General features: G+C 61.6%; 12 protein-coding genes and 1 pseudogene. 5 read left to right on the forward strand and 8 right to left on the reverse strand.

Translation table 11 applies throughout. The annotated features are described in order from the left end of the window. Positions 1–158: 158 nt before the first annotated feature. Entirely contained in the window at positions 159–1,355 is a 1,197-nt protein-coding gene (locus A7K61_RS09320; protein ID WP_003195152.1) for a class I SAM-dependent rRNA methyltransferase, read from the forward strand. Between the two features lie 129 nt (positions 1,356–1,484). On the opposite strand, the gene A7K61_RS09325 is transcribed toward A7K61_RS09320, so the two are convergent. Continuing rightward, positions 1,485–1,943 (reverse strand): transposase, encoded by a 459-nt coding sequence (locus A7K61_RS09325; protein ID WP_069557459.1) that lies wholly within the window; start codon positions 1,941–1,943, stop codon positions 1,485–1,487. A gap of 383 nt (positions 1,944–2,326) precedes the next feature. Here A7K61_RS09325 and ilvD point away from each other — a divergent pair, with 383 nt between their 5' ends. After that, positions 2,327–4,168, forward strand: a complete 1,842-nt coding sequence (ilvD, locus tag A7K61_RS09330; protein ID WP_003195159.1) for a dihydroxy-acid dehydratase — start codon at positions 2,327–2,329, stop codon at positions 4,166–4,168. Positions 4,169–4,359: 191 nt separating this feature from the next. Here ilvD and A7K61_RS09335 read toward each other — a convergent pair whose 3' ends face one another. After that, a complete protein-coding gene (locus A7K61_RS09335) occupies positions 4,360–5,421 on the reverse strand; it encodes a phosphorylcholine phosphatase (protein WP_069557460.1) in 1,062 nt (353 codons plus the stop codon). Between the two features lie 242 nt (positions 5,422–5,663). Between A7K61_RS09335 and A7K61_RS09340 the strand changes: the two genes are divergently transcribed. After that, a complete protein-coding gene (locus A7K61_RS09340) occupies positions 5,664–7,055 on the forward strand; it encodes an L-cystine transporter (RefSeq protein WP_014720352.1) in 1,392 nt (463 codons plus the stop codon). A gap of 8 nt (positions 7,056–7,063) precedes the next feature. Here A7K61_RS09340 and A7K61_RS34190 read toward each other — a convergent pair. After that, positions 7,064–7,153, reverse strand: a pseudogene (locus tag A7K61_RS34190) (outer membrane lipoprotein carrier protein LolA); the annotation flags it as partial. Between the two features lie 13 nt (positions 7,154–7,166). Continuing rightward, complete coding sequence (locus A7K61_RS09345) at positions 7,167–7,679, reverse strand: dihydrofolate reductase (RefSeq protein ID WP_047712008.1); 513 nt, start codon at positions 7,677–7,679, stop codon at positions 7,167–7,169. A 69-nt stretch (positions 7,680–7,748) separates the two neighbouring features. Here A7K61_RS09345 and A7K61_RS09350 point away from each other — a divergent pair, with 69 nt between their 5' ends. Both A7K61_RS09350 and A7K61_RS09355 read left to right on the forward strand, forming a co-directional pair. Then, positions 7,749–9,128 carry a DUF2868 domain-containing protein gene (locus tag A7K61_RS09350; RefSeq protein ID WP_047712009.1) on the forward strand — a complete coding sequence of 460 codons (1,380 nt, stop codon included), beginning with the start codon at positions 7,749–7,751 and terminating at the stop codon, positions 9,126–9,128. Continuing rightward, a complete protein-coding gene (locus A7K61_RS09355; RefSeq protein WP_047712010.1) occupies positions 9,121–10,500 on the forward strand; it encodes a DUF3482 domain-containing protein in 1,380 nt (459 codons plus the stop codon). The genes A7K61_RS09350 and A7K61_RS09355 overlap by 8 nt, the downstream gene beginning before the upstream one ends. A 45-nt stretch (positions 10,501–10,545) precedes the next feature. Here A7K61_RS09355 and A7K61_RS09360 read toward each other — a convergent pair whose 3' ends face one another. From A7K61_RS09360 to A7K61_RS09375, 4 genes are all read right to left on the reverse strand, one after another. After that, positions 10,546–11,121, reverse strand: coding sequence for a hypothetical protein (locus A7K61_RS09360; protein WP_069557461.1), 576 nt, complete (start codon positions 11,119–11,121; stop codon positions 10,546–10,548). A 90-nt stretch (positions 11,122–11,211) separates the two neighbouring features. Then, a complete protein-coding gene (locus A7K61_RS09365; protein WP_069557462.1) occupies positions 11,212–11,766 on the reverse strand; it encodes a phosphonate degradation HD-domain oxygenase in 555 nt (184 codons plus the stop codon). Next, positions 11,763–12,890 carry a TIGR03364 family FAD-dependent oxidoreductase gene (locus A7K61_RS09370; protein ID WP_069557463.1) on the reverse strand — a complete coding sequence of 376 codons (1,128 nt, stop codon included), beginning with the start codon at positions 12,888–12,890 and terminating at the stop codon, positions 11,763–11,765. Before A7K61_RS09370 ends, A7K61_RS09365 begins: the two co-directional genes overlap by 4 nt. Before the next feature lie 130 nt (positions 12,891–13,020). Beyond that, complete coding sequence (locus A7K61_RS09375; protein ID WP_032894665.1) at positions 13,021–14,034, reverse strand: putative 2-aminoethylphosphonate ABC transporter substrate-binding protein; 1,014 nt, start codon at positions 14,032–14,034, stop codon at positions 13,021–13,023. Between the last annotated feature and the right edge of the window lie 13 nt (positions 14,035–14,047).

A 14,047-nucleotide genomic window follows, 5' to 3' on the forward strand; every position in this document is an offset into this window, starting at 1 on the left:
CCAAGTGAAACCCGATCGAATGTGGGAGCTGGCTTGCCTGCGATAGCATCACCACCGTACGTCTGATACACCGCGCCGCCCGCATCGCAGGCAAGCCAGCTCCCACATGAAAGAGTGCGCAAAGGGTATACTCCCGCTCTTTTTTCCGGAGCGACGTCATGTCCCTGCCAAGCCTGCGTCTCAAAGCCAACGCCGATCGTCGTTTGCGCAACGGCCACCTGTGGGTCTACAGCAACGAAATCGACGTGGCCGCCACCCCACTCCACGGCTTCCAGGCAGGTGACCAGGCTATCCTGGAAGCAGCCGGCGGCAAGACCCTGGGCATCGTGGCCATGAGCCCGAACAACCTGATCTGCGCCCGCCTGCTGTCGCGCGACATCAAGTTGCCACTGGACAAGTCGCTGCTGGTACACCGCCTCAACGTGGCCCTGTCCCTGCGTGACCGCCTGTTCGACAAGCCGTTCTACCGCCTGGTCTACGGTGATTCCGACCTGTTGCCGGGCCTGGTGGTCGACCGCTTCGGCGACATTCTGGTGGTACAGATCGCCTCGGCGACCATGGAAGCCCATAAAGAAGATGTGATCGCCGCGCTGACCCAAGTGCTCAAGCCCAGCGGCATCCTGTTCAAGAACGACTCCGCCGCGCGCGACGCCGAAGGCCTCAACCGCTACGTCGAAACCGTATTCGGCCTGGTGCCGGAGTGGGTGGCGCTGGAAGAAAACGGCGTGAAATTCGAAGCCCCGGTGATCCAGGGCCAGAAAACCGGCTGGTTCTACGACCACCGCATGAACCGCGCCCGCCTGGCCCCGTATGCCAAGGGCAAGCGCGTACTGGACCTGTACAGCTACATCGGCGGCTGGGGCGTGCAAGCGGCGGCCTTCGGCGCCAGTGAAGTGTTCTGCGTCGACGCCTCCGCCTTCGCCCTCGACGGCGTAGAGCGCAACGCCGCACTGAACGGCTTTGCCGAGAAGATGACCTGCATCGAAGGCGACGTCTTTGAAGCCTTGAAGGAACTGAAAGCCAGCGAAGAACGCTTCGACGTGATCGTCGCCGACCCACCGGCCTTCATCAAACGCAAAAAAGACATGAAAAACGGCGAAGGCGCCTACCGCCGCCTCAACGAGCAAGCCATGCGCCTGCTCAGCAAGGACGGCATCCTCGTCAGCGCTTCATGCTCCATGCACCTGCCGGAAGACGACCTGCAAAACATCCTGCTCACCAGCGCCCGCCATCTGGACCGCAACATCCAGATGCTCGAACGCGGCGGCCAAGGCCCGGACCACCCGGTGCACCCGGCGATTGCCGAGACGCGCTACATCAAGAGCATTACCTGCCGGTTGCTACCCAATAGCTGATTAAAACCGCCCCCTCTGTAGGAGCGAGCTTGCTCGCGAAGAACGAATAGCCGCCACGGGTTACCTGATAGCGCTGCGTTATCGTTGACGATCTTCGCGAGCAAGCTCGCTCCTACAGGGGAAGGTGTCTTATAGCCAGATGGCGTCCCATAGGGGGTATTGGCCAATGTGCTCGACCAAGCCTGCGCGCAAGGGGTTGGCGACGATATAGCGAGCCATTGCCTTCAAGTCTTCTTCACGGCGCAACGCCCGGTCGAAATAGCCTTTTTGCCAAAGCACTCCAAAGGACTGTCTTGCCTTATTGACTGCACGGGCACTTCGCGATTTGGTTCGCTGCATGGGCCTAGGCAAATCGCCGCTGTGCAACTCCACCAGCCAGTGGAAATGGTCGGGCATGACCACCCAGGCGAGTGACGTTGCATCTTTGTCTTCCTGAGCCTTTCTGAATTCGCGGACCAGCAAGCGACCGATAAGCCAGTCTTGAAAAATGTGTTGCCGTTGATGGGTGACAGCCGTTAGCAAGTAGATACGGCCCGATTCTGAATAGCGCCCTTTACGCAGCCGATGCGCATTTTGCTGGTTGGACATTCCTTCGTCCTCTTCTGTGATTGGAAAAGAAACGGTAGGAGCAGCAGCGCCAACCAGCCTTTAAACAGTAGTTCTGAATATGTCCCCCTGTAGGAGCGAGCTCGCTCGCGAAAAACCCACAAACGACACGGACTACCTGATAGCACAGCGTCATCGTTGACGATTTTCGCGAGCAAGCTCGCTCCTACAAGAAGTCGGTGTAGAATCGGCCCTATTCATCGCCAGTCATCCCCCGGCGGGTTTATGAGCTCGAGGCCCAAGCAAGCGGCGATCCCGCGGTGCGAGTGGCAACTTCCGGACACTACGGCCATTTTTCGGGTGTTCCAGACGTCAATAGAAGCTCACTCCCCTTTAGTACCTGATTAGCCGCCCGGAGTGCTCCAATGCCTGATTACCGCTCGAAAACATCCACCCACGGCCGCAACATGGCCGGTGCGCGCGCGCTGTGGCGTGCCACGGGGATGAAAGATGACGACTTCAAAAAGCCGATCATCGCGATTGCCAACTCGTTCACCCAGTTCGTGCCGGGCCATGTCCACCTCAAGGACCTGGGCCAACTGGTCGCCCGCGAGATCGAACGCGCCGGTGGCGTGGCAAAAGAATTCAACACCATCGCCGTGGACGACGGTATCGCCATGGGCCATGACGGCATGCTGTATTCCCTGCCGAGCCGCGAGATCATCGCCGACTCCGTGGAATACATGGTCAACGCCCACTGCGCCGACGCCATCGTGTGCATCTCCAACTGCGACAAGATCACCCCTGGCATGTTGATGGCTGCCTTGCGCCTGAACATCCCGGTGATCTTCGTTTCCGGCGGGCCGATGGAAGCCGGCAAGACCAAACTCGCCTCCCACGGCCTCGACCTGGTTGACGCCATGGTGATCGCCGCCGATTCCAGCGCCTCTGACGAGAAGGTTGCGGAATACGAGCGAAGCGCCTGCCCGACCTGCGGTTCGTGCTCCGGCATGTTCACCGCCAACTCGATGAACTGCCTGGTCGAAGCCTTGGGCCTGGCCTTGCCGGGCAACGGTTCCACACTGGCCACTCACAGCGACCGCGAGCAGTTGTTCCTGCAGGCCGGTCGCACCATCGTCGAGCTGTGCAAGCGCTACTACGGCGAGAACGATGAGTCGGTGTTGCCGCGCAATATCGCCAACTTCAAGGCGTTCGAAAACGCGATGACCCTGGACATCGCCATGGGCGGTTCCACCAACACCATCCTGCACCTGCTGGCCGCCGCCCAGGAAGCCGAGATCGATTTCGACCTGCGCGACATCGACCGCCTGTCCCGTCACGTGCCGCAACTGTGCAAGGTCGCGCCGAATATCCAGAAATACCACATGGAAGACGTGCACCGCGCCGGCGGAATCTTCTCGATCCTCGGTTCCCTGGCCCGTGGCGGCCTGCTGCACACCGACCTGCCGACCGTGCACAGCAAGTCCATCGCCGAAGGCATCGCCAAGTGGGACATCACCCAGACTGACGACGAAGCCGTGCACACCTTCTTCAAGGCCGGCCCTGCGGGCATTCCGACGCAGACCGCGTTCAGCCAGTCGACCCGTTGGGACACCTTGGATGACGACCGTGAAAACGGCTGCATCCGCAGTGTCGAGCACGCCTACTCGCAAGAAGGCGGCCTGGCCGTGCTGTACGGCAACATCGCCCTCGACGGCTGCGTGGTCAAAACGGCGGGTGTGGATGAATCCATCCACGTCTTCGAAGGCCGCGCCAAGATCTACGAAAGCCAGGACAGTTCGGTACGCGGCATCCTCGCGGACGAAGTCAAGGAAGGCGACATCGTGATCATCCGCTACGAAGGCCCCAAAGGCGGCCCGGGTATGCAGGAGATGCTTTACCCCACGTCCTACCTGAAATCCAAAGGCCTGGGCAAAGCCTGCGCCCTGCTGACCGACGGCCGTTTCTCCGGCGGCACCTCGGGCCTGTCCATCGGCCACGCTTCCCCGGAAGCCGCTGCCGGTGGCGCGATTGGCCTGGTGCAGGATGGCGACAAGGTGTTGATCGACATTCCAAACCGCTCGATCAACCTGTTGATCAGCGATGAAGAACTGGCGGCACGCCGGGTTGAGCAGGACAAGAAAGGCTGGAAGCCAGTGGAGAAGCGCCCGCGTAAAGTCACCACCGCATTGAAGGCCTACGCATTGTTGGCCACCAGCGCCGACAAAGGTGCGGTGCGCAACAAAGCCATGCTCGACGGCCTGTAAGCTTCGCGCATAAAAAAGCCCCGCCAGGTGCGGGGCTTTTTTTGTCTGCAGAAAATCCCCAAGACATTGGCGATCAAATGTGGGAGCTGGCTTGCCTGCGATTGCATCACCTCGGAGTACATGAAGTACCGAGGTGTCTGCATCGCAGGCAAGCCAGCTCCCACAGTGGCTGCACTTCGACTTAAGGCTCTTTACTGAATCTCCTCCGGTTTCACGATCACCCAGTTCTTGTCCGCCGTCACCGGCAGCCCTTCCTTGGCTTGCGCCGCCGCGTGCTTGGCGATCATGCCGTTGAGTTGGGTCATGTACTTGTCTTTGCGGTTGATCCACAGGTGGACGCCGCCCTTGGCCACGTCCACATCGTGGAACAGCATGTAGCCGTCGCTGGTCGGTGTGTCACCGCCGACAATCACTGGTTTTTTCCATTCGTCGATGTAGGTGAGGATCGCCGCGTGCTTGCCGGCCATCCAGGTCGCCGGGGTCCACAGGTAGGGGGTCAGTTCCAGGCCGAGGTTGGCGGCTTGGTCATACTTGCCGGCCGCGATCTGCTTGCGGGCGGTGGTCAGCTCGCCGGTCTTGCGGTCCTTGAGCAGGGTGGACACGCCGATGACGTTTTCGGGTTTGACGTTGTAGCCGTACTTCGGATCGGCGGCGACCATGCGCACCAGCTCCTCGGATGCGGCCGTCATCACATACACCTCGATGCCGTTTTCCATCAGCTTGTTGTACAGCTCGGCCTGGCCAGTGAAGACTTTTGGCGGCTGCACCTCGGATGTCTTCACCGCGTCGCCTTCAAAATAACTGACCGGCACCGGCTTGCCGGAGGCCATCAGCTCATCCACCTGAACCTTGAGCTCCTTGAGGGTGAAGCCAGAAAACACCTGGGCCACCCACGGGTAGCAGACCATGTCGTCCACTTCACAAAGGCGGTAGTAGTAACTGAACAGGCTCTCTTTGTGCTCGGCGGTGTCTTTGAACGGCATCAGCTTGAGCGACGGGTCGAGGCTGTCGCGGGTGATCAGCCCCTTGTTTTCCATGTACGGCAGCAAGGACTCTTCAAGGTCATAGCGGTAGCTGGTGTTGTCCATGTCGAACACCGCGTAGTTACCCTTGTTGGCGTTGGCGGCGATCATTTCGTTGAGTTGTTTGGCGGCAGGTGCCGGCCAGTGTTTCAACTCGGTGGCGGCAAACGCCTGGCTGGCGAGCCCGAGGCAAAAGGCGGCGGATACCAATAGTTTCGGCGCGAGCTTCATAGGCGTTGTCTCCCTCAAGTGAAAGACATCGACGCTAACAAATCCGTATGACAGTTATCGCCCGAGCACGACCAAGGACGTCGTGATCACGCCAAGGGCATACGCCTGAGCGTCAAAGGCTTATTCCAAAAACGACAGTCGCCATTCCATATCGGTATTAAATCAATATATTTCAAGCTGTTAGGCTTCCCGGTTCGCAATCGCAGGCTCACGCGATTGGCTGCCTTCTCAACGGAGCTTCAATGAATCTGCCCCTGATTCTCAATTTATTGGTGTTCGTGGCCCTGTTGTTGGGCCTGGCACAAACCCGCCGTACTAACTGGAGCCTGGCCAAGAAGGTGCTGTTCGCCCTGGTGCTGGGCGTGCTGTTCGGCGCGGCGTTGCACACGATCTATGGCGACGGCAACCCGGTGCTCAAAGCCTCCATCGGCTGGTTTGACCTGGTCGGCAACGGCTATGTGCAACTGCTGCAAATGATCGTGATCCCGCTGGTGTTCGCCTCGATCCTCAGTGCCGTGGCGCGCCTGCATAACGCCTCGTCCCTGGGCAAGATCAGCTTTCTGACCATCGGCACGCTGCTGTTCACCACGGCCATCGCGGCGCTGATCGGCATCGGCCTGACCAACCTGTTCGGCCTCACCGCCGAAGGCCTGGTGGCCGGCACCCAGGAAATGGCGCGCCTGCAAGTGATCCAGAGTGATTACGCAGGCAAGGTCGCCGACCTGAATATCCCGCAGTTGCTGCTGTCGTTCGTACCGGCCAACCCGTTCGCCGACCTGGCCCGGGCCAAACCGACGTCGATTATCAGCGTGGTGATTTTCGCCGCGTTCCTTGGGGTTGCCGCGCTGCAGCTGCTCAAGGACGACGTGGAAAAAGGCCAGAAAGTCCTTAACGCCATCGACACCCTGCAAGCCTGGGTGATGCGCCTGGTGCGCCTGGTAATGAAGCTGACCCCTTATGGTGTGCTGGCGCTGATGACCAAAGTGGTCGCCGGTTCCAACCTGCAAGACATCATCAAGCTCGGCAGTTTCGTCGTGGTGTCGTACCTGGCCCTGGGCCTGATGTTCGTGGTGCACGGCCTGCTGCTGTCCCTGGCCGGGATCAACCCGCTGCGCTTCTTCCGCAAGGTGTGGCCGGTGCTGACCTTCGCCTTTACCAGCCGCTCCAGCGCTGCAAGCATCCCGCTGAGCATTGAAGCGCAGACCCGTCGCCTGGGCATTCCGCAATCCATCGCCGGCTTCGCCGCCTCGTTTGGCGCGACCATCGGCCAGAACGGTTGCGCCGGTCTTTACCCTGCCATGTTGGCGGTGATGGTCGCGCCGACCGTGGGCATCAACCCGCTGGACCCGCTGTGGATCGCGACCCTGGTGGCGATTGTGACCTTGAGTTCGGCGGGCGTTGCCGGCGTCGGCGGCGGTGCGACCTTTGCCGCGCTGATCGTGCTGCCGGCCATGGGCTTGCCGGTGTCACTGGTGGCGCTGTTGATTTCCGTGGAGCCGCTGATCGACATGGGCCGCACGGCGTTGAACGTGAATGGTTCGATGACGGCCGGGGCGATTACCAGCCAGATCATGGGGCAGACGGATAAGGCGTTGCTGGATGCCGATGAGCATGCCGAGTTAGCGCAGGTCTGAAGCCAATCAACTGTAGGAGCGAGCTTGCTCGCGAAGAACCTGAGAGCGCCGCGCTCATTCAGAATGCCCGCGTCATCGTTGACGATCTTCGCGAGCAAGCTCGCTCCTACACTAGTTGCGCTCCCACACTTCGAAGCTGTAGGCCGGCTTATCACCTTCGGCTGGATTCTCGACATTCGACACCAGCTTCCACTGGTTCCTATCAAACTCTGGAAACCAAGCATCCCCTTCCGGGCTCAGCGCTACGCGGGTCAGGTACAAGCGATCGGCCTGTTCCAGCCCCTGCGCATACAACTGCGCGCCGCCGATCAGCATCAGTTCGTCCACGCCTTGCGCCTTGGCCCATTCCTCAGCGCGTTCTACCGCAGCCTCCAATGACGGAAACACTTGCGCACCTTCCAGCACAAGATCGGTCTGACGGCTGACCACCAGGTTCAAACGCCCTGGCAGCGGTCGGCCCAGGGAATCCCAGGTCTTGCGCCCCATGATGATCGGCTTGCCGAGCGTGGTGGCCTTGAAATATTTGAAATCCCCCGGCAAATGCCAGGGCATGCTGTTGTCGACGCCGATCACACGGTTTTCACCGAGGGCTGCGATCAGGCTTAAAGGGAGAGTTTTTTTCATGGCGACGAGAATACCAGAGCGGCGAGCCAGCGGTTATGCTCCAACCTCATCAACACGACAGGACGGCGCGTGACTGCACTGAACCCGCTGCACAGACTTTGGCTGACAGAAACCGTGCGCCTGCGCGAAGAACACGCCGGCCCCCTGGAAGACCTGGAAGCCAACCGCTTGGCCCGCACCGCCGGGGGCGACCTGCCCACGCGCATCCAGCAGCGTGCGCTGCACCTGGCCGAACGCGATGGTTTGACCGCCGCGCTCAGCCGCTGGCTGCAAGGCGCACGCCTGGCCCTGGTGTTACTGGCGGTGGTCGCCGTCATCAGCGGCGCCGGTTTGGCGTTCGCGGCGCTGGGCAATGGCTTGGCCCCGGTGAATGTGTTCTGGGCCTTGGGCAGCCTGCTCGGCCTGAACCTGATTTTGCTGGTCAGTTGGGCCCTGGGCCTGCTGTTTGCCGGTGAACACAGCGCCAGTCTCGGCCGACTGTGGTTGTGGCTCAGCGAGAAACTGGCGCGCGACGCCAAGGCCGCGCAACTGGCCCCAGCGTTATTGCTGTTGCTGCAACGGCAAAAACTCAATCGCTGGGCGGTGGGTGTGCTGGTCAACAGCTTGTGGTTGCTGGCCTTGCTCAGCGCCCTGGTGATCCTGCTGACCCTGCTCGCCACGCGCCGCTACGGATTTGTGTGGGAAACCACCATTCTCGGCGCCGATACGTTTGTCGCCGTGACCCAGGCCCTCGGCACACTCCCGGCTCTGCTGGGTTTCAATGTGCCAACCGTGGAGATGATCCGCGCCAGCGGCGACTCCGCGCTGAATATCGAAAGCGCCCGCCAGGCCTGGGCCGCCTGGCTGGTGGGCGTGTTGCTGGTCTACGGCCTGTTGCCGCGGCTGATCCTCGCCCTGCTGTGCCTGTGGCGATGGAAACGCGGGCGCGCAGCGTTGCGCTTGGACCTCAACCTGCCCGGCTACGCCCAACTGCGCGAACGCCTGATGCCCAGCAGCGAGCGCCTTGGGGTCAACGATGTGGCGCCCGAGCACCTGCACCAGGTCAGCGGCGGCGTGAGCGAGCTGGAGAGCGACGGTGCGTTGCTGGTCGCCATCGAACTCGATGACCAACACCCTTGGCCGCCCAAACTGCCCGCCAACGTCAAGAACGCCGGCATCCTCGACAGCCGCGAATCACGCAACAAGCTGCTGGAACAACTCAGCCGTTTCCCCCCCGCGCGCCTGGCCATCGCCTGTGACCCGCGCCGCTCCCCCGACCGTGGCAGCCTGGCGCTGATCGCCGAGCTGGCACGCAGCGCCACCGACACCCGCGTATGGCTGCTGCAGGCGCCACCGGGCCAGGCGCTGGACGCCGAGCGCCTGGGCGACTGGCATGCCGCGCTGCAACAGCTTGAGCTGTCGTTTGCCGATTGCGCGCCGTTAAGCTGGCTGGAGACCGGTCATGACTAAACCGCTGAAACTCGCCGTGGTCGGCCACACCAACGTGGGCAAAACCTCACTGCTGCGCACCCTCACCCGCGATGTCGGCTTTGGCGAAGTGTCCCATCGCCCCAGTACCACGCGGCACGTGGAAGGTGCGCGCCTATCGGTAGATGGCGAAGCCTTGCTGGAGCTGTACGACACGCCCGGCCTGGAAGACGCCATCGCCCTGCTCGATTACCTGGAACGCCTCGACCGCCCCGGCGAACGCCTGGATGGCCCTGCGCGGCTGGCGCGTTTCCTGGAAGGCAGCGAGGCGCGCCAGCGTTTCGAACAGGAAGCCAAGGTGTTGCGCCAATTACTGGCCTCGGATGCCGGCCTATACGTGATCGACGCTCGGGAGCCGGTGCTGGCCAAGTACCGCGACGAGCTGCAAGTGCTGGCCAGTTGCGGCAAGCCGTTGTTGCCGGTGCTCAATTTTGTCAGCAGCAGCGACCACCGCGAACCAGACTGGCGCGAAGCCTTGGCCCGCCTCGGCCTGCATGCGCTGGTGCGTTTCGACAGCGTGGCACCGCCCGAAGACGGCGAACGTCGGCTGTATGAAAGCCTGGCCCTGCTGCTGGAAAACGCCCGCCCCCAGCTGGAACGCCTGATCCTTGATCAAGAAGCCCAGCGCCAGGCTCGCCAGCAAAGCGCAGCACGGCTGATCGCCGAGTTGCTGATCGACTGCGCCGCCTGCCGCCGCAGCGTCACCACCGAGGATGAGCCCCAGGCCATCAGTGATTTACGCAAGGCCGTGCGCCAGCGCGAACAAAAGTGCGTCGAAGCCCTGCTCAAACTGTTCGGCTTCCGCCCACAGGACGCCGCCGCCAGCGACTTGCCGTTGCTGGACGGGCGCTGGGGCGACGACCTGTTCAACCCCGAAACTCTCAAGCAACTGGGCGTGCGCGTGGGTGGCGGGATCGCCGCCGGTGCGGCCGCCGGTGCGGGCGTGGATCTGCTGGTCGGTGGCCTGACACTGGGCGCTGCTGCCCTGGCCGGCGCGATTGCCGGCGGTGCGCTGCAAACCGCACGCAGCTATGGCAGCCGCCTGATGGGCAAGATCAAGGGCCAACGCGAACTCACCGTCGATGACAGCGTGCTGCGCCTGCTCGCCCTGCGCCAACGCCAACTGCTCAAGGCCCTGAACCTGCGCGGGCATGCGGCGATGCACAGCATCAAGGTCGATACGCCCCAGGACAAAACCTGGCGCGAAGGCAAGCTGCCGGACGCTTTGCACAAGGCCCGCGCCTATCCGCAATGGTCGTCCCTCAACCCCCACGCCAAACTGAGCCAGGCCGAACGTCAGGAGCAGGTCGAGGCATTGTCGGTGCAACTGAATGAACCGGGGCTCATGCCTTGAATGCTCAGTAAGCAGCGTCAAACGGTGTGGTCTTTTGCTTACTGATCAATGTGCCTGAATATCCACCACCTTGGCATCGAAGGGCTCAGGTGTGTGCCAATTGAACTTCAAATAAAGCTCAGCCAATTGCTGGACCAAGTGCTTATCAACTTCATCGATGACGCCATCGCAGTTGATGTCGGCGTGAATGTTCCACTCAAGTTCACCGTTGTTATCAAAATCATAGGCGGCGCTCCAAGATACCTGAGCGTCCGAACTCAGCAGCCCGGGGCCTTTGTGTAAGTGCAGGCGCACGGTGTCGGGGGTGCCGTCTTTATAGAAGTCTTCGGAAAAGATCTTCATGTAAAGCCGGCTACTGGCGCCGCGATTCATCCAGTTGATCTTCAAATAGGCATTGGCAAATTGATCCAGCAACGCTCGATCAAGACTGCTTTCCTGACCGTCATGGGTAACGTCTCCCCTGCTGTAATCGACCTTTGCGTCTGAGGTGAAGTCATAGGCTACGGCCTCATTGAGCAACTCGTCCTGATTGCAGGGCGTACCTTGGTAGAACTGAAGACGCACCGTATTCGCTCGGCCATCTCCCGTTTGATCCTGTGCAACCACCTTCAAATAGCGCATCTGCGTTGCTCCCTTGCTAAGAAGCAAGCACCTTAGTGCGGCGGCTATCGAGGCTCCAGGCGGCGTATCTGCGATGTGTGTAAGGCCCGTCTACGCGGCCAGTAGTCGGACGGCCATGGCTTTGAGCAGTTGCAGATCCAACACCGGCACCTGCGTTTGCTTGGCCTGCTCGTCCCAGTGGCGCATACGCAAACTCACGGCATATAGCGAGTCCTGTTCAAAAGCCCTGACCTCTTCGGCGCTCATGACGCCGCCCTGATAACCCAAGGTGCGACGGCTGGCTTGGCTCAAGCGTGCGTAATAATCCGGCTGGCTGAAGGTCAGGTAGCGCTTGGCCTGCACGTGGTATTCCACCAATTTGGCCAGGCGTTCGCTGAAGCCTGCGCGGCGCAGGTAATCGGCGCCCAGCCGCTCGTGGCTGACCACACCATAACCGCCCATGTTCGCGCCGCCCTGGCCGCAGAGGTGGCCGATGTCGTGGAAGAACGCCGCCAGCACCACCTCGTCGTCAAACCCTTCGGCCATGGCCAATTGTGCGGCCTGGGACATGTGCTCGATTTGCGACACCGGCTCGCCGATGTAGTCAGCCGTGCCATGCTGCTCGTACAAGCCAAACACCTGGGCAATCGCCTGCTCCGGGCTCATCGCGTCGTGCCCCACAGTGTGCTGATATTACGCTCGGCCATCGCCGGCCCCACGCTCATCCCTACGCCGGTGTGCATCAAGGCAGCGCTGACGCCGGGTGCCGCCTGCACAAACGAAAACGGCCCAGGCCCGCGCGAACCGTAGACACCCTGCCAACGCTCCACCACCTGGACCTTGCAACCCAGGGTCTGCTGCGCCAGTTCGATCAGCCAGTCATCCACCTGCTCGGCGTTGAAGGGCGACGGATCGCTGTCGTAATGGTGGGAGTCACCGATGATCAACTCACCATGGGGCGTAGGGCTGATCAACAGGTGAATGCCGTGCTCGTGCAGGTACGGCGTTTCCCGCAGGATCTGCGCCTGCACCGCGGCCGCTTCCGGCAGGTCGGCGAAGGCGCCGTAGTGCACGCAGCTCAAGCCGGTGAGCAAGGCATGTTGCAGGTTCAGGTTGAGCACCGGCCGGGCGCGCAGCATTTGCAGGCGACAGGTTTGCGGGTTGAGCGCGGCGATGGCGTCGGCCAGCAGGGTCTGATAATCGTGGCCGGAGCAGACGATGATCTGCTCGCCGCGAAAGCTGCCCGCCGTGCTGTGCAACTGGCCCGGCTCAACCTCGCGCACCAGGGTGGAGAAATGAAACTCCACGTTCAGCGCCTGGCTCAGGTAATGGATCAGCGCCGGTATGGCCTCACGGGAATAGAGTTGCTGGTCGTCCTTGCCATGCAGCGCGGCGCGGTGATGGCGGAACTGGCCGGCGTACAGGTCGTTCATGACAGCGCCTTGCAGCAGCTCGACGTTGTAGCCGTGCTCCCGCGCTCGCCCGGCGCAGAAGGCTTCGAGCAGATGCTCTTCGGCTTCGGTGCGGGCGAACAGGTAGGAGCCATTGCGCTTGAGCGCCAGGCCCGCCGCTTGCGCCCACTGGCCCCAGATTTCGCGGCTTTCCCGCGCCAGGTCCAGCATGGGCCCTGGTGGTTGGCCGGTGACCAGGGCCTGGCCGAAGTTGCGCACTGAGGCGCCCAATGGCGTGGCGCTGCGCTCGAACACCTTGACCTTGAGGCCGCGCCTGGCGGCGGCATAGGCGTGGGAGAGGCCGAGGATGCCGGCGCCGACGATCAGTAAATCTGTCATGGAGTATGCAGCCCTCTGCAGGAGCGAGCTTGCTCGCGAAGGTCGCCAACGATGACGCGGTGTGTCTGATCACCCGCGTCGCCTGTTAGTTTTTCGCGAGCAAGCTCGCTCCTACAGGTTGAGGTAAAAGTTATTGTTTTTCCGACTTACCGTCATAACGCTTACGCCATTCGGCCAGGATGCTGTCACGGTTTTTGGAAGCCCAGACAAAGTCGTTCTTGATCAATCGTTGCTCATAGTCCGCCGGCAATTCGGTCTGCGGCTTGGCGATACCCGGTTGGGCGAGCACGGCGAAGTTGTCCTTGTACAGGTCCATCGCCGCGGTGCTGGCGGAGAAGTCAGCGAGTTTTTTCGCCGCGTCGGCATGGGCAGTGCCTTTGATCACCGCGGTGGCTTCGATGTCCCAGCCCAGGCCTTCCTTGGGTAGGATGATGTCCAGCGGCGCGCCCTGGCGCTTGAGTTGAACCGCCGGGTATTCGAAGGAAATGCCAATCGGGAATTCACCGGAGGCCGCCAGCTTGCACGGCTTGGAGCCGGAGTGAACGTACTGGCCGATGTTCTGGTGCAAGTCGTCCATGTACTGCCAGCCTTGCTTCTCGCCGAAGGTCTGGAGCCAGGCGCTGACATCCAGGAAACCAGTGCCCGACGACGCCGGGTTGGGCATCACAATCTTGCCCTTGTACTCAGGCTTGGTCAGGTCCTGCCAGCTCACCGGTTTGGTGAGGCCCTGCTTCTCGGCTTCGACGGTGTTGAAGCAGATGGTGGCGGCCCACACGTCCATGCCGACCCAGGCCGGAGGGTTGGCGGCGTCGCGGTAGTTTTTGCCGATCTTGTCCAGATCCTTGGGCGCGTAGTTGTCGAGCATGCCTTGCTGATCGAGGATCGCCAGGCTGGAGGCGGCCAGGCCCCACACCACGTCAGCCTGGGGGCGGTCTTTCTCAGCCAGCAGTTTGGCGGTAATGATGCCGGTGGAGTCGCGCACCCACTTGATCTCGACGTCGGGGTTGGCCTGTTCGAAGGCTTTTTTGTAGGTCTTCAATTGCTCGGCTTCAAGGGCCGTGTACACCGTCAATTCGGTCTTGGCCAAAGCATTCAGGCTGAATGCCGTGAGAACTGCAGCGACCAGCGCCAGGGGCTTGAACATGGAGCACCTCCTT

The organism is Pseudomonas sp. AP42 (assembly GCF_001728935.1).
Taxonomy (GTDB): Bacteria; Pseudomonadota; Gammaproteobacteria; order Pseudomonadales; family Pseudomonadaceae; genus Aquipseudomonas; species Aquipseudomonas lactis.

Coding starts and splice junctions, on each gene's coding strand:
- A7K61_RS09370 (WP_069557463.1), bottom strand. CDS start 12,890: ATGACAGATTTACTGATCGTCGGCGCCGGCATCCTCGGCCTCTCCCAC.
- A7K61_RS09375 (WP_032894665.1), bottom strand. CDS start 14,034: ATGTTCAAGCCCCTGGCGCTGGTCGCTGCAGTTCTCACGGCATTCAGC.
- A7K61_RS09365 (WP_069557462.1), bottom strand. CDS start 11,766: ATGAGCCCGGAGCAGGCGATTGCCCAGGTGTTTGGCTTGTACGAGCAG.
- A7K61_RS09355 (WP_047712010.1), top strand. CDS start 9,121: ATGACTAAACCGCTGAAACTCGCCGTGGTCGGCCACACCAACGTGGGC.
- ilvD (WP_003195159.1), top strand. CDS start 2,327: ATGCCTGATTACCGCTCGAAAACATCCACCCACGGCCGCAACATGGCC.
- A7K61_RS09360 (WP_069557461.1), bottom strand. CDS start 11,121: ATGCGCTATTTGAAGGTGGTTGCACAGGATCAAACGGGAGATGGCCGA.
- A7K61_RS09345 (WP_047712008.1), bottom strand. CDS start 7,679: ATGAAAAAAACTCTCCCTTTAAGCCTGATCGCAGCCCTCGGTGAAAAC.
- A7K61_RS09325 (WP_069557459.1), bottom strand. CDS start 1,943: ATGTCCAACCAGCAAAATGCGCATCGGCTGCGTAAAGGGCGCTATTCA.
- A7K61_RS09335 (WP_069557460.1), bottom strand. CDS start 5,421: ATGAAGCTCGCGCCGAAACTATTGGTATCCGCCGCCTTTTGCCTCGGG.
- A7K61_RS09320 (WP_003195152.1), top strand. CDS start 159: ATGTCCCTGCCAAGCCTGCGTCTCAAAGCCAACGCCGATCGTCGTTTG.
- A7K61_RS09340 (WP_014720352.1), top strand. CDS start 5,664: ATGAATCTGCCCCTGATTCTCAATTTATTGGTGTTCGTGGCCCTGTTG.